Here is a 14,458-nt window from a genome sequence, read left to right on the forward strand (position 1 = left end):
GCTCTTTTTTCCCTTTATGTACTGCTTCCTTTTACTTATGAGCCAAACCAGACCTGTTGTGAGCCACTTCTTCAACTGCTCGATCTGCAGCTCTCGGGCCTGGCACTCCATACTTTTGATAACAGTACGATCCACTTTTTGCTTTTATGACGCTCTTTCTCCTAAATATAATGCGCGTTCCTACTTATTTGAACACGTTGCATTAACTTATATGCCAGACTCTCTTCCTTTGCTAATTTATGTAGTACTTTCTCCCTTTTATGGACCGCTTTCTTTCACTTATGTGCCAAACGAAACCATTTTTTAGCCACTTCCCGAACTGCTCGATCTGTACTGACCCGGGCCTGGCACTCCATAATTTTTGATAACATTTATGACGTTTTTCTCCCCAATCTTAGGTGTCTTCCTTCTTACTTTGCTTCTCTCCCACTTCCAAAGGGGCCTGCCCCCACATAGTACTTAATATCAAAAAAGGCGGCCGCCATCGAGTTTGGCGTGCCGCTTTTTGTTATCTTACTTTGACCCATCCTTTTTTAATGGACTCTACGACGGCTTGGGTTCGGTCATTGACATTCATTTTTTGCAATATGTTGCTTACGTGGTTTTTAACGGTTTTTTCACTGATATATAACGTTTCGCCGATCATGCGATTGCTGTAGCCGTCGGTCATCAGCTGGAGCACTTCGCATTCGCGGCGGGTCAGAATATGGAGAGGTTTCCGATATTCGACTTCTTTAAATCCGATTTCGGCTGCATCTTCTGCTCCTTCATCACCAGAGGCAAGACGGCGGTATTCGTTAATTAAGTTATGCGTCACTTTTGGATGAATGTATGCTCCGCCTCGTCCGACGACTTTTACTGCTTCAATTAAAGCGTCCGCATCCATCTCTTTTAGCAGATAACCGGATGCTCCGGTTTTCAGCACGTGTGTGACGTATGTCTCATCATCGTGAATTGAGAGGATTAATACTTTGGTTTCTGGGAATGTTTCAATTAAGTTTCGGGTTGCTTCTACACCATTTGTGCCTGGCATGTTAATATCCATGAGAACCACATCAGGGTCATTTTCTTCTACAAGCTTAATGGCTTCATCTCCGTCATCGCCTTCTGCAACTACTTCAAAGTTGGGTTCCATATCTAAAATACGTTTAACCCCTTCTCTGAAAAGCTGATGATCATCTATGAGGATTAGTCTAATGTTATTATCTATTGATTCCTGCATGCTTCTCACCCTTTCGAATACATTGTACTTCATTTTGTTATAATCAATCATTTCTGGTATTTAGTGTGTTTATTTCTTTTTTTATTAGAAAAACTCGGCTTACCGCCGAATCCTTATGACGGAAGCCGTATTTTTCTTATACTTTGAGGCTGTCCTTTCCTAAAGTATAAAAATTAACGGCTATTCCCTTTTTTTCCACATACAAAACAATTGTAAGCCCCTTTTGCAAAATTTACGTTTTTGCTCCCTCTGCCGGAACTTGTATCATGACGACGGTTCCTTTATTCAGAGCGGAATCAATCGTCAGCTCCCCTTTTAAGGCATTAATTCTTTCTCTCATGCCCATCAGCCCAAATGATTTTTCCTTGCTGGTTTTGGCTGTATCAAAACCTTTACCGTCATCCTTTATGACGATAACAACGCGTGTAGGTTTCAACTCAACTTTCACCTGGACTTCATGAGGGTCTGCATGTTTGTACGCATTTTGGACTGCTTCCTGTACCAGCCGAAAAAGTCCTACCTCTAAATTGGGCGAGAGCCGGAGGTCCCGTCCCATATGAGTGAAACGGATATTTAATCCGGTATGCTCTTCGACGTTTTTCAAGTACTTGTTCAATGTAGGGATGAGTCCTAGATCATCAAGAGCCATTGGACGGAGGTCGTAAATGATACGCCTTACTTCGGCTAAACTTGAGCGGATCAAAACACGTAAGTCACGGATTTCCTCTACTGCAGCATCCATACCTTTTTCGTTTCGAACTCGTTCTACCAGCTCGGAGCGAAGAAGTACATTGGCAAGCATCTGAGCGGGACCGTCGTGAATTTCCCGCGCGACGCGTTTTCTCTCTTCTTCCTGCACTTCAATAATTTTCAAACCAAATTGCTGCTTTTCTTTGGCATCTTCAACCATTTCACCGACTTCTTTTAAATCTCCGGCTAAAAAGTTATATACAACGGAAACTTGACTGACGAGCGTTTCTGCTCTATCAATGGTTCCTTCTAATTGAATAAGACGCCGTTCGACTTGATCCCGCCGTTCGCGAAGCTGTTTTTCTTCCTGCTGCAATATCGCAAGCTCCACTTGCAGCTCATTTGCCTGCTCATAGGCCTTCTTTACTTCTTCGTTGCTAAAGCTTTTAAAATGGCGGCTTACTTGGGCAAGGCGGTTTCTCGCAAAACGAGCGTGCATATCTGTTTTCTCAGATTTATCAATAACAGCGGCAACTTTCTCCCGTATATCTTTTAGCTCCTGCTTAAGTGATTCATATTCTTCCCGGGAGTTTTCGCTGATTTCAAAGATTTGTTCTTTGCTGTAGTCTACTGTATTCAACATTTTGTCGATGATTTCATCAAGTGTCAGCTTTATTGACAAAAAGGTCACCACGCTTTGTCGGATTCATTGGTTTGACAGACAGCCACGATCCGTTATGATTATTTTAGCACATTCTTAATGACCCACACCGCAGAACCTATAAAAAATCAAGAAATTACATAGTTATACGCTATCATGTCATTTTTAAGCCGTCTCTTATAGGATACCATGACTTTCTGTTTTCAAGTTTTACAATATTATTATAGTATAATTACATCATTAGGAGGAGTTATTCTGTCATGCTTGCATCATACTATACTATGAAAACCAGTGGAACAAACGAAATTGTCATAAATAAGTCCCGATTTATTGCACATGTCAAACGTGTTACAAATGAAGCAGAAGCGCAAGAATTTATCCAATCGATAAAAAAAGAACATTGGAATGCCACCCACAACTGTTCTGCATATATGATTGGTGAAAAAGATGAAATACAAAAAGCAAATGATGACGGAGAACCAAGCGGAACGGCTGGAGTCCCAATGCTTGAAGTCTTAAAAAAACGACACCTTAAAGATACTTGTGTAGTCGTCACACGTTACTTTGGCGGTATAAAACTTGGAGCCGGCGGACTGATTAGAGCTTATGGATCTGCGGTGACAGAAGGCATTAATGCTGCAGGCGTTGTCGAAAGAACACTCATGAAAGTCTTGTCAGTCCGTGTTGACTATACGTGGCTGGGAAAAGTAGAAAACGAACTAAGGCAGTCTTCTTATATAATGAAAAATATTGAATACGAAGAAAAAGTTTCCCTTTTTGCTTATGTTCCTGTTGAATCGGTCCAGTCCTTTCATAAATGGATAACGAACATAACGAACGGCCAGGGCCAGATTGATGAACAAGAAGAAACATATCTTGAAACAGACGTGCCTTTATAAATATAGCAAATTATTCCTGTAGTTATAATACACTTTATTATTGTTTCGACTTTTCTTTTCGCAATCCTTTTTTTTTATCAATTTCTTCTTTTTTTCTGTAATATTTCCGAGGAAATAAAACTTTTCCCGGTTAATTTGTCTATACGTGTAACGAAAACTAATTTTTCAACGTCTCATTAATAAGCGTCATATACCAGTCTGCCTTTTTTAACTTGCCATTTACGAACACGTGCATTTTATGTAAAATAATTTAGTACAAAAATGCAGGAAAACTGAAAACAAGGAGAATTTTTTATGGGGAAAGAAGTGCCTAATACAAGGCTGCGGCGTCACAGACGCAGAAGACGGCGTTTTTTAAAAATATTTATGCTCATCGGCCTTGTTTCGTTTTTAATACTAGGAGGCGGTTTAGGCTATTTTGCCTGGAAACTTAGTGATGTAGCGGCTGACACCCAAGAGACCCTTGACCGCGGTCAAAAATCAGAGAAAAGAGAAGAAGCTGTTGATCCTAAACAGGATAACATTTCTGTTTTGTTCCTCGGAGTGGATGATAGAAGCGGTGAATTGGAAGGACGAACCGATGCAATGGTTTTGGCCACGTTTAACAAAGACGAAGAATCGGTTAAAATGACCAGCTTTCCGCGCGACTCGCTTGTAACCATCCCGCAGCATGGGGAAGATAAAATTACTCATGCTCATGCTTTTGGGGGAACGGACCTGGCCATTCAAACCGTGGAAGAATTATTAGATATTCCTGTCGATTACTATGTAAAATTAAATTTTGATGCTTTTATTGAAATTATTAACGCTTTAGATGGTATAGAAGTGGACGTACCTTTTTCGTTTACAGAGCAAGATAGCGAAGGCAATCACGATGCGATTTCTATTCAAGAGGGAAGACAGCACCTTAACGGAGAAGAAGCATTAGCTTATGCGAGGATGAGAAAACAAGATCCTCGCGGAGACCTTGGCCGCGGCGAGCGTCAGCAAGAAATTATTGCAGCATTAATTCGTCGAAGCGCTTCTATTTCTTCTATTCGTAATTATGATGAAGTACTCACCAGCCTTGAAAAGCATATGAAAATGAATTTTTCGTTTGGCAATTTAATATCTTTACATCGCTATGCTGATTCCATCAGTGACATTGAACGCCTTCAAATACAGGGACAAGATCTCAATTTAGATGCAGGATATTATTATCAGCTAAACGACCAATCGACACAAGAAATTTCCCAGGAATTAAAAGCTCATCTAGAAATCGATGTTCCTGAAAATCAAGATAATTTCCAGTCAAACGAAGAAGAAAGTTCAAACCAGCAAGCTCAATCAAATGAATGGTAAAACAACAGCCTGCTCCTAAAAGAAGGGGCAGGCTTTTTAATGCAGAAAACTTTTCCAATATTATATTTTGACGAACGAGCTAACGTTTAAACGTGTTGATGGATTTTTGCAGATCGTCAGCCATTTCTGCAAGAGTAGCTGAAACAGAGATGATTGTTCTTCAGCCGATGCTGCTGCATTTTCGGTGCAGCCTGCGGAATCCTCTTCTATAGGCGCAATCTCTTCAATGGGTCCCACCAATGTGTCTGTAATGGCTGTAATTTGTTGAACGGCTACTGACGCTTCTTCCACATCTTTAATTAAAAACGCTATCATTTATTCTTCCACTTACGTTCCCATACAGGTCTACTGAGAACAAATAAAAAAGCGCTCTTTCTTATATAGAAATGCGCTCGATAGTGGAAGAATAATATGTTCCTTTAGCGACAGTATTTAGGTTTGAAAAATGCGTATTAAAATTCCCTCTTCTTCTACGTTCGGCATGTAATAGGTTACTCCGTAGCTTGAAGCAACTGCAGTGATAACTGTCCATAATAATAAGCTAGTAAGCATCCAACTTGTTACCATTTTTCTTTTGGAACTAAAGCTCATACCCATAAAAGCAGAAATATGGGAACCAACGAAAAAGGGACCAATGATAGCTAATCCGGGCAAACCATATTTATCAAAAAGCATCCTCGCTCGTTTTCCCTTTTTTGAACGTTCCATTTCTTCATGATTCTCTAATGTTTCTCCTTCTTGTCCGCTTTCTTCTTTACGATTCTGTTTCCTCGTTCGCAGCCATTGCCTTACTTTATCAATAAAAATGATCACTAATACGACTGTAACGGCGTTTCCTAAAAAACCCAGTATCGCCGATGGAACCGGAGACAGCCCTCCAATGATCGCCAACGGAATAACCGCAATCAGTTCAAATAACGGGATGGCGGCTAATACGAATACTAATAAATACGATAAAAACATAAATGTCTCCCCTCTCCCTGCCTTTTAATGATGTAATTTTTTAATTTCAGACCAGAAAATACAATATTGTCCCAGGCCTAACACAGTTAACAAAAATACGGGAAATAGATGATTACCGTTAAAAATGACGAGAAAAATAATGGCTGCAGGGATAGCAAAATAATAATAAATATATACTTTTCTGCAAGCACGGTACGTTATATATTGATGTCCCTCGTCTTCCTCCTTTAGTTCGTAAGGAATGAGGGTAAAGATGCGAATTTTCCGGTGAGGAGTTTTGTAATTATAATAAATCATCAAACCAAAATAAGTGATGACAAAAACAGCATAGGAAATGTAAAGAAATAAAAATAGGTCATCTCGTTGTTCCAATAACATATTAGTGGTATATATCAACGCCAGCCCGATTAAAAAAATGCACATCGTAAACGGCGAGCGTAAAAAACGTTCTATCATCCCTATTCTCCTCCTTCAATCCAAAATACTTCCTCTAATTTCGTATCAAAAGCCTGTGCAATTCTAAGAGCTAATAAAACAGAGGGTGCGTAGTCGCCCTTTTCAATCATGCCAATTGTTTGGCGAGTGGCTCCGACTGCTTTACCTAAATCAGACTGGGTATAATTATGTCTCGCTCTCAATTCTTTCACTCTATTCTGCAGCATATAAGCCACCCCCTCGTTACCAATACCTATTATATAATGTAAACAATCATTAACATAATGTAAATATTATTTGTCATTATGTTGATAATCATTTACACATTAGCGAAGACAATTAGAAAAAGCGCAATGCTTAGCTCAGGATTGCGCACGTAACTTGAAGTAGCCAGATGTTGTTTTTTCTGGATCTGAAAAATCAATACTCTATATCAATTAAATCTTCGAATTTCTCCAAAATGCTATTGATAGTCAACCCATACAGCTCCGTTGTCAGCAGAGCGCACACAGTTTTCGACCCATCTCACTCCTTTCACACCGGCTTCAATTCCTGGATACCAGAAATGGTTAGATTCTCCGCCATGATCGGCAGCATCCATTGCAATGGCAAAACGAGTATACAAATTAGACCAGGCTTCAAATAATCCCTCAGGATGGCCGCCGCTAATACGGTCATCAGCCAATGCTTCTGGATAAAGATAATCCATTCCACGCTCTAAAATCTGTACTGGTTTCCCCTGTATCTCATAACGAAGCTGATTCGGCTGTTCATCCCACCATTCAATACTAGCTTTCGATCCAATCACACGGATTTTCTGCCCATGCATGGAGCCAGCGTTTACTGCAGAAGACCATACCGTTCCCACTGCACCGTTATCGTATTCCATGATCGTATACGCATTGTCTTCCAAAGGCGCTCGGCTTTTGACAAAGCTTTGGCGTGTGCACATTAGTTTTTCTATTTTCATGTCTGGCAGCATAACCTCTGATAAATAAAGAGGATGTGTTCCTAAATCACCTAATACATAACTCGGGCCAACGATTTTTGGATCAACTCGCCATTTCGTACTTGCATTTTCTGCCTCAACCGCTTCAGAATGAAACCCATGTGCAAACTGCATGTTAACTATGCGAATATCACCTAAATCCCCATTTGCAATCATCTGTCGAGCTTGTTCAATCGCCTGATGGCCTGCATACCCGTATGTAACGCCAACAACACGGTTTTTCTTCTTTCCAAGCGTCTCTAATTCTTTCGCTTCTTCTGTCGTAAAACAGAGCGGTTTTTCACAGACCACATGTAAATCAGCATGTAAGGCCGCCTTACATATCTCATAATGTGTACCATTTGGCGTGGCAATGGAAACAGCTTGGATGCCGTCTTCACGCTTTGCTTCTTCTTCAAACAATTTTTTATAGTCTGGGTAGCAGCGATCTGGCTCAACGTGTAAATGAATGCCAAAACCCTTCCCGCGTTCTGGATTAATATCAAACGCACCAGCAGCCAATTGGAAATTATGGTCCCGTAAAGCGGCGGAACGATGAATATAGCCAATCTGGCTCCCGCGTCCTCCGCCTACCATCGCCCAGCGGATAGGTTTCTGAATGTTTTTTTCCCCATTAATCATGATTTTTTCCTCCTTTTAATACCCTACACTCTTTAAGTAAGCAACACTCTGGCTGACATCTTGCAAACTAGTATCAGCGTTTCTAGGGTCACGCTCTTGTTCTATTGTAATGTAGCCGTGATAGTTGATTTCCTTTAGCAACTGATGAATGGAATCATAGTCAATAATTCCTTGACCAATTGGGCACATGACCCCTTTTCCACAAGCATCGAAAAAGCGGATATGCTCTCCCATCACTTCTTCATACATCTTTTTATCAATATCTTTAAAATGAATATAGTCGACTCGATCTGCATAGTCTCTAAGCCACTGTACAGGATCCATTTTTGAGTAATATAAATGCCCTGTATCAAGACATAGCCCCGCAGTTTCATAGGGTATGTCTTCTAAAAGTTTTTTAATTTCATCTTCAAACTCTATATAACTGCCTGCATGGGGATGAATAACCGGACGAACGCCATATGTCCAGGCTTTCTTAGAAATTGCTCTGATGTGATCCATCATCTTATTCCAATCCTTTTTTGACAGACGTTTGGCTGTATCTGGATGCCCCGCTTTGTAATCTCTTTTGTCATGTCCCCAATCTATGATTACTAGGTAAGGTGTAGGAAAGTTCTGTCCTTCTTCCTGCGGCACGGATGGAAGTTTGGTAATGAGAGAACTAATATCGTCCACCTGTTTTAGTAAATTTTCAAGATTAGATTCAGAGACCAAATCATCAAAAATCGTTCCTGCGATGATCGTTAAATCATTTTTTGAAAGTTCTTCCTGCACGCGGTCAATGTCCATCGGAATATAGCCATAAGGCCCGAGCTCAATACCTTTATAGCCTGCTTGAGAAGCTTCTTGCAGCACCTGCTCCCATGGTGGAAGATATGGATTTGCCGGGTCATCTACTCCCCAGCAGCAGGGAGCGCCTGAAATTTTAATACTCATCTACATCACCTCTATCTATTAATTAAAAATAAGGTTGAATCAATTTCATAAGTTGCGGGATAAGCTTGAGCTGAAGATCCCGCAGAAAACTTCCTGCCGAGGAGGCTGAAGCCAAGCCCGCGGCAAGAAGACACTACGATAACGAACAAAGTGAGATGGAGTAGATGTCGCGCTTGTGCCTCGAGGGTGAAAGCGTCCGCCTAAAGCGAAAATCGAACGATATCGAGGGTATTTTAAATAATGTTCGTTTATAATGATATTAAAATGAATGATGAAATTCATTCGGTTATAAAATTATTACAGTGCTTTCAATGTCTTAAGAATACAAGATATGATTTGTTATTGTATTTATCTGAAACTGCCTTCTTTTTTATAAATAAAGGACATGAAATCTGAGCTAAAACTAAAAAAAGCCAGAAAACGCACAAGACGTCATCCAGCTCATCTCATTATGTTCCATTTTTTAAGATTACCGCCCTATGTTTGCCGCGTCATCACTAGCAATCCTTTTCCTATTCCCTGATCCTGCTAAGTTTCCTATATTGTCCTGGTGTTATATTGGTTTCTTCAGAAAAGACCCGTGTGAAATGATGGACAGATGAAAAGCTGTAAAGATCCGATATGTCTTTGATCGAAAGGTTTGTTTCCCGCAGTTTTACAGATGCAGCCCTCACCCTTTCCTTACGTAAAAAAGCTGTATACGTGATTTTCAAATGACTGCTAAACAAACGAGAGAGATGCCGTTTCGATACATGTAAATATTGAGCCACATCTTCTAAAGAAAGAGGCATGGTCAAGTTATCTTTAATAAACAATTGCGCTCGATTGATCAAAAACTGACTGCTTGAATCATCATTATGTATCTCTTCGCTTTCATCTAACCCACAGAATAATGTTTGAAGCGAGATCAATAAAGAGTGGCCAAGAGAACTCAATAACTCTGAAGAATAGGAGCGGCCTGCATGTTCCATTAATACATTCCATAATTGTGCAGTCGGAGAAGCCTCCGCATGATAAATGAGTATTTTTGGCGTGTACGCTAATTGTTTAAACAAATGAATGCCTTCTTTTGTGGAAGAGGATTGATTAACTTCGAAACCAACCCAGAAAAGAGAAAGGTTTTCCCCATTGTGAATTCTGTGAAGCTTTCCAGGACGCGAACAAAGAAAAGTCCCTTTTTTCAGTTCATAATTCTGTTCATCCTCATAGTAAAGTCCAGTCCCGCTGTTCACGTAACAAAATTCAAAAAAAGAATGTTTATGTAAGGGGTTATCTTGATGGTTTGGCTGTGCCCCCCAAAAATAGATATGAAAAGACACATTTTCTCCAGGCAGGTTAATACAGCGCTTTTGTAAATGGCGGACAGATGCAGCCACGTTCAACAGTAATCCCTCCCCTTTCCATGTTACTTCTTTATCGTTTTAGGCGAGAAGACTCCCTCTTCCATTTTGTACAGGGCGCAGCCCAAAAATAAGGGGGAGATGAACCGCCTTTTTCCGTAGCAAAACATATGTTTGCACGGTATACTATTCTGGTTCAGATTGCTCTTTGAAAACGGAAGATATGGGGTTCTGACAGGAAATTCGTCGGTCAGGTAAAATCTTCAACGTTCAACCGCCCCTCTCTGCTGAAAAGCGAAAACCAAGCAGTAGGCAGGAAGGATGAGTTCAACGTACAAGCTATAAGTCTTAACCGCAGGGACTGCGGGGATAGCCTGCTAAAATAACTTTCGGTTACGAAAGTGTTCGCAGGAATCCACCACTTCAAGCGTTAGCTAAGTGGTGGTAGTTCAAGTAACTCATAACACAAAGATATTACAATTAAAATGATACAATTAAAAAACTGTCACTTAACAAGAATAAGTATACCAAGCCGAGACTGTTTACTAAATCCATAATACCTTCGTTAGCTGCTTTCAGGATTTCTTCTTCATTTCTCTTTGTCTCCTTCGCACTACTTCCTCTTTTTTTCAGCTCTTATCATTATGCTTTATTTCAGTCATTTCATGTTCCAATTGAACAATTAGGGCTTCTAAATCCTCTACCTTTTTCTTGTTAGGACGTATCAGATTTTTTATGAATGCAATGAGGGCTAAGAACAACACAACGTAGAACATGAAACCCATAACAATTACTTCCACTACGGTCACTCCTCATGCTTTTTTCTGTTAAAACCCTATATTTTCAAGGTCATGGTCATGTAATACTCCTTAATGATTGTTCTTTAGAGCATCGCAACATCTTTTCTTAAAAACGTACATTTACTGGGACATCTAACTACTTTCCCCTTTCTTAATCTTATCAACAATTACACTTAATTGATCGCTTATGCGTACTAATATGCCAGCTGATACCCCAATTAAAGCACCTAGTGGACCATAAGATACAAAACCTATAACGCCGCCAATTATTACCCAAACAAATAATATAATATTCATAAAGCACCCCCGTACAGAAAGTAAAACGTATTGATTTAAGAGCCCCTCTATCTCTTTACCTTAGCTCAGCTGACTGTTTTCCTCTTTTATTCATTCACATATTGGACTTGATACGGATCCATGTTCACATCCAGGTCTTTTGGAACACGCAAATAAATCAGGGTACTTCCAAGGGAAAGGGATGAATTTTCAAATACATTTATTTTTTCCGCACCTTGATTAAACGGAAACTCTTCCTTAAAAGCCGAATATTCCAGACGGTCCTCTTCTGGTTTTCTTATAATTAGAGCAGTTTCTGTTTGTTGAATGGAAGGGTTCCTTGCAGGTTCTGCCATTTTCCCCTCGATACTCGAAGGGGTTTGATAATAGTCAGCTTCGATGACATGATCATTTTCCTCTTTTCTTTCTATAAGGATATCCGTCCCGTTCACATTATTATCGGGAGTTTCTATCGAAAGTTGACTCTCGTCGTATTCAAAGGTCCACTGTTTTTTTATGTAATTCTTGTTTATACTCTTGTCCTTGCCTTCACGTGCTGCTGCCTGCAGCTTTTGTGCTTCCTGTTCTGCGATTTCAGCACTTATTTCTTCCTCCGTTCCATTTTCTTCTCCTGCGATAAGAAAAAACAGAGCACTTGAAAAAAGTAAAACTGCTGCATACCCGCCAAAAAGCCATAAATCTCCTTTTCCATATAGCGGCCTTTTTTTAAAACGAACCGTGACAAGAACTAAAACTAAAACAATCGGAAAAAACGTGAGAAAAATACTCATTTTTTCACCTCCAACTGATTGGACAAAAAAATAGCTGCAGCAAAAATGATGCATACGGCTCCTATCATTTTACTGAAAAAGAGAGGAGTCGAAGCTTCATCAAAAAAGAATGTATAGAATACCTGCAAAATCGTGCCCTCACCAGCCCCTTGGACAATTAAAAGACCCATTAAGGCAGCAGGCAGAAAAAACGCGAACCATCTATACCATTGCGCCATCATTCCAACTAAATAACCGAACGAGCTGATAAAGAAAATGATTAAAACAGCTTTCGCAATGCCCTGTGCAAAGGTCATAGGATCCGCAGCCGCACCAGTACCGAGTATTTCATCTGCCAAGATGTAATAAATCAGTACTTTCAATAAAAATCCAGAAAAAACAGCGGTTATCCCGCCTGCGAGGCTGGCCGTAAATAGAAAAGCAACCGATGAAAGATTACTGCTTATTCTGTTGGCGACAAAATGAAAGCCATCCTCTCTATAAGCTGTCGTCGTTAAAAGCAGGGCACAAATAAACCCCCAAATCGCTGTGAAGACAATCACCATATCTGCTGAATAATATGTTATGTTTACGTTCATTCCATACGCTGACGTTCCCCTAGATGCCGTACCGGAAAAAGATAACAATATACCAAGCAGCTGTATAATAACGAGTGAGCTGAACACACTAATGTAAGCTTTCATTTTAAATAAATACTGCTGCCATGTAACTCTGACAGCACTATTCTCTGTTAAATACATCATCTATGCTCCCTTTCTCCTCAGACGTCATATATATGCACGCATCATTTGCAGAAACAGGTGAAATACAAACACCTGAAAGCTTCATTTTTTCTTGTTCATTCACAGTGAAGTTATTCTTCAAAGCAAGATATACCTCTTCTTGACCTATTTTTCTCGTATGTAAAATGTCTCGATTTATAATCCATGGATAAACGATGTCTATTTTTCCGGTCAGCCCAACCAGTCGTTCCTTCAAATTATCCATTGGCAGGTGAAGGTATTTTTCGCCTTCTTTTATGAGCAGTACTTCTTCTAAAATGTCTTCGGCTTCTTCTAGATGATGCGTGGATAGAATGATCGTCCGCGGATGAGTGATATAGTCTTTTAACAGCGCTCTGTAAAAGTCTTTACGGACAGACGCATCCATTCCTGTCGTCGGTTCATCAAATATAGTAAGTGGACACCTGGCCGCTAAGCCTACAATTATGTTAAACGTACTTTTCTTCCCCTTAGAAAGATTTCCATGAGAGCGTCTAGACTCTAAATTAAAATAGGCAAACAAACGATGTGCTAGTTCTTTATCCCAGTTTTCATAAAAGCGTTCCCCTTGCTGTAAAATATCGATAAGAGTAAAACTAGAAGGAAAATTGATTTGATCATCTATAAAAATGGTGTTTGCAGAAACAACAAGGTTATTAAATGGACGCTTCGAAAATACTTTGACCTCACCCGAGGATTCTTTTAAAAAACCCGCCAGTATCTTTAGCAATGTCGTTTTCCCTGCTCCATTTCTTCCGATAAGGCCGACCATTTTATTTTCTTCAATAGAAAACGAGAGAGGATGTATCGCCTTTTTCCGCTTATATTTTTTCGTTACTTCCCGGCACTCAATCACGTTCATTTCGTTTCCCCCTTGCTGTTTGCTATCGATTTTCTTAACATTTCCACCAATTCATCGTCTGGAAGTATTCTGCTTCCTGAACGATATCTTCCAACATTCTTTTTAATATATGATTAAAACTACGACTTCCGCCAAAAGCTCGGCGGCAAGCCGAGTTTTTCTAAAAAGCAATATACTACATTACACGACTAATGCACTAAGCTAGAAGAAAGGGGAAACTGTGATCCTAAAACCGGATAGCACAAAACCTATTTACATACAAATTGCCGAATGGATAGAAAGTGAAATTTTTAAAAGGGCATCTTAAGAAAGATGAAAAAGTATATTCTCAATATAAACTGGCTGATATGTTTACGATAAACCCGGCAACAGCAGCCAAAGGACTTTACCATATTAGCGGATGAAGATATTTTATACGATAAAAGAGGGCTAGGTAAGTTCGTCTCTCATAACGCGGGCCATATTATTCGAAACACTGAAAAGAATTAAAATAATCATTGTTGTAAACCTCTTTTGTTAACATTTGAAATAAGAAAAAACTTGAACAGTTTCTTGCTTTTTCACTTTATAAATTATTTTACGGAGATAAATTTATTTGGTTTCAAATCGTTTAAAGGAACTATAAATCAGAAAGGAATGATGCAGCATGTCCTTCTAAATCGCTGTTGCCGCTGGAGGGACAAGAGGCGCTGGACAGGCTGCCGTCATTAAATTAGGAGAGGCATTACCGGCAGAACCACAAGAGAAGCCTCTTCCCCCGTGCAAAGAAAAGAGACAATAGAAGAAACAGCTGAATTAGTAAATAAAGCAGGCGGAGTTGGAATTCCTGTAAAAGTCGACCATACAGATGA

Annotated in this window: 16 protein-coding genes and 1 pseudogene; 3 read left to right on the forward strand and 14 right to left on the reverse strand. The window is 39.8% G+C overall.

Annotation, left to right across the window (positions count from 1 at the left end):
* Nucleotides 1–508: 508 nt before the first annotated feature.
* Together CEF16_RS12230 and CEF16_RS12235 are read right to left on the reverse strand one after the other, a co-directional pair.
* Nucleotides 509–1,222 (reverse strand): response regulator, encoded by a 714-nt coding sequence (locus CEF16_RS12230; RefSeq protein WP_091580873.1) that lies wholly within the window; start codon nt 1,220–1,222, stop codon nt 509–511.
* A 232-nt stretch (nt 1,223–1,454) separates the two neighbouring features.
* Nucleotides 1,455–2,594, reverse strand: coding sequence for a sensor histidine kinase (locus tag CEF16_RS12235; RefSeq protein WP_091580870.1), 1,140 nt, complete (start codon nt 2,592–2,594; stop codon nt 1,455–1,457).
* A gap of 239 nt (nt 2,595–2,833) precedes the next feature.
* On the opposite strand from CEF16_RS12235, the gene CEF16_RS12240 reads away from it, so the two are divergent.
* Together CEF16_RS12240 and CEF16_RS12245 are read left to right on the forward strand one after the other, a co-directional pair.
* Nucleotides 2,834–3,472 carry a YigZ family protein gene (locus tag CEF16_RS12240; RefSeq protein WP_091580868.1) on the forward strand — a complete coding sequence of 213 codons (639 nt, stop codon included), beginning with the start codon at nt 2,834–2,836 and terminating at the stop codon, nt 3,470–3,472.
* A gap of 294 nt (nt 3,473–3,766) precedes the next feature.
* Entirely contained in the window at nt 3,767–4,813 is a 1,047-nt protein-coding gene (locus CEF16_RS12245; protein ID WP_091580865.1) for an LCP family protein, read from the forward strand.
* Between the two features lie 60 nt (nt 4,814–4,873).
* Here the strand turns inward: CEF16_RS12245 and CEF16_RS12250 are convergent, their stop codons facing one another.
* From CEF16_RS12250 to CEF16_RS12295, 12 genes are all read right to left on the reverse strand, one after another.
* The gene (locus tag CEF16_RS12250; RefSeq protein ID WP_091580863.1) at nt 4,874–5,128 is read right to left on the reverse strand and encodes a hypothetical protein; all 255 of its coding nucleotides are present in this window, start codon (nt 5,126–5,128) and stop codon (nt 4,874–4,876) included.
* Nucleotides 5,129–5,245: 117 nt separating this feature from the next.
* Nucleotides 5,246–5,776 (reverse strand): small multi-drug export protein, encoded by a 531-nt coding sequence (locus CEF16_RS12255; RefSeq protein WP_091580860.1) that lies wholly within the window; start codon nt 5,774–5,776, stop codon nt 5,246–5,248.
* A 24-nt stretch (nt 5,777–5,800) separates the two neighbouring features.
* Nucleotides 5,801–6,232: a hypothetical protein gene (locus CEF16_RS12260; RefSeq protein WP_091580856.1), complete on the reverse strand. Its 432-nt coding sequence runs from the start codon at nt 6,230–6,232 to the stop codon at nt 5,801–5,803.
* Nucleotides 6,233–6,234: 2 nt separating this feature from the next.
* The gene (locus CEF16_RS12265; protein WP_091580853.1) at nt 6,235–6,438 is read right to left on the reverse strand and encodes a helix-turn-helix transcriptional regulator; all 204 of its coding nucleotides are present in this window, start codon (nt 6,436–6,438) and stop codon (nt 6,235–6,237) included.
* Between the two features lie 236 nt (nt 6,439–6,674).
* Nucleotides 6,675–7,841 carry a Gfo/Idh/MocA family protein gene (locus CEF16_RS12270; protein ID WP_091580851.1) on the reverse strand — a complete coding sequence of 389 codons (1,167 nt, stop codon included), beginning with the start codon at nt 7,839–7,841 and terminating at the stop codon, nt 6,675–6,677.
* Between the two features lie 15 nt (nt 7,842–7,856).
* Entirely contained in the window at nt 7,857–8,777 is a 921-nt protein-coding gene (locus tag CEF16_RS12275; protein ID WP_091580848.1) for a sugar phosphate isomerase/epimerase family protein, read from the reverse strand.
* A 512-nt stretch (nt 8,778–9,289) separates the two neighbouring features.
* A complete protein-coding gene (locus CEF16_RS12280) occupies nt 9,290–10,153 on the reverse strand; it encodes an AraC family transcriptional regulator (protein WP_245917993.1) in 864 nt (287 codons plus the stop codon).
* A 593-nt stretch (nt 10,154–10,746) separates the two neighbouring features.
* Entirely contained in the window at nt 10,747–10,917 is a 171-nt protein-coding gene (locus tag CEF16_RS23785) for a hypothetical protein (protein WP_170031884.1), read from the reverse strand.
* Nucleotides 10,918–11,049: 132 nt separating this feature from the next.
* Nucleotides 11,050–11,214: a hypothetical protein gene (locus tag CEF16_RS23790; RefSeq protein ID WP_170031887.1), complete on the reverse strand. Its 165-nt coding sequence runs from the start codon at nt 11,212–11,214 to the stop codon at nt 11,050–11,052.
* 86 nt (nt 11,215–11,300) lie between these two features.
* Nucleotides 11,301–11,984 (reverse strand): hypothetical protein, encoded by a 684-nt coding sequence (locus tag CEF16_RS12285; RefSeq protein WP_091580842.1) that lies wholly within the window; start codon nt 11,982–11,984, stop codon nt 11,301–11,303.
* Nucleotides 11,981–12,727, reverse strand: a complete 747-nt coding sequence (locus CEF16_RS12290; RefSeq protein ID WP_091580841.1) for a hypothetical protein — start codon at nt 12,725–12,727, stop codon at nt 11,981–11,983. Before CEF16_RS12290 ends, CEF16_RS12285 begins: the two co-directional genes overlap by 4 nt.
* Complete coding sequence (locus tag CEF16_RS12295; protein ID WP_091580838.1) at nt 12,705–13,607, reverse strand: ABC transporter ATP-binding protein; 903 nt, start codon at nt 13,605–13,607, stop codon at nt 12,705–12,707. Before CEF16_RS12295 ends, CEF16_RS12290 begins: the two co-directional genes overlap by 23 nt.
* Before the next feature lie 220 nt (nt 13,608–13,827).
* Between CEF16_RS12295 and CEF16_RS24420 the strand changes: the two are divergent.
* A pseudogene (locus CEF16_RS24420) lies at nt 13,828–14,093 on the forward strand (GntR family transcriptional regulator); the annotation flags it as partial.
* Between the last annotated feature and the right edge of the window lie 365 nt (nt 14,094–14,458).

It is taken from the genome of Alteribacillus bidgolensis (assembly GCF_002886255.1).
Classification (GTDB): domain Bacteria; phylum Bacillota; class Bacilli; order Bacillales; family Marinococcaceae; genus Alteribacillus; species Alteribacillus bidgolensis.

Bases quoted from the DNA above. Each gene is read 5' to 3' on its own strand.
- CEF16_RS12230 (WP_091580873.1), bottom strand. From the start codon at position 1,222: ATGCAGGAATCAATAGATAATAACATTAGACTAATCCTCATAGATGAT.
- CEF16_RS12240 (WP_091580868.1), top strand. From the start codon at position 2,834: ATGCTTGCATCATACTATACTATGAAAACCAGTGGAACAAACGAAATT.
- CEF16_RS12245 (WP_091580865.1), top strand. From the start codon at position 3,767: ATGGGGAAAGAAGTGCCTAATACAAGGCTGCGGCGTCACAGACGCAGA.
- CEF16_RS12250 (WP_091580863.1), bottom strand. From the start codon at position 5,128: ATGATAGCGTTTTTAATTAAAGATGTGGAAGAAGCGTCAGTAGCCGTT.
- CEF16_RS12255 (WP_091580860.1), bottom strand. From the start codon at position 5,776: ATGTTTTTATCGTATTTATTAGTATTCGTATTAGCCGCCATCCCGTTA.
- CEF16_RS12260 (WP_091580856.1), bottom strand. From the start codon at position 6,232: ATGATAGAACGTTTTTTACGCTCGCCGTTTACGATGTGCATTTTTTTA.
- CEF16_RS12265 (WP_091580853.1), bottom strand. From the start codon at position 6,438: ATGCTGCAGAATAGAGTGAAAGAATTGAGAGCGAGACATAATTATACC.
- CEF16_RS12270 (WP_091580851.1), bottom strand. From the start codon at position 7,841: ATGATTAATGGGGAAAAAAACATTCAGAAACCTATCCGCTGGGCGATG.
- CEF16_RS12275 (WP_091580848.1), bottom strand. From the start codon at position 8,777: ATGAGTATTAAAATTTCAGGCGCTCCCTGCTGCTGGGGAGTAGATGAC.
- CEF16_RS23790 (WP_170031887.1), bottom strand. From the start codon at position 11,214: ATGAATATTATATTATTTGTTTGGGTAATAATTGGCGGCGTTATAGGT.
- CEF16_RS12285 (WP_091580842.1), bottom strand. From the start codon at position 11,984: ATGAGTATTTTTCTCACGTTTTTTCCGATTGTTTTAGTTTTAGTTCTT.
- CEF16_RS12290 (WP_091580841.1), bottom strand. From the start codon at position 12,727: ATGATGTATTTAACAGAGAATAGTGCTGTCAGAGTTACATGGCAGCAG.
- CEF16_RS12295 (WP_091580838.1), bottom strand. From the start codon at position 13,607: ATGAACGTGATTGAGTGCCGGGAAGTAACGAAAAAATATAAGCGGAAA.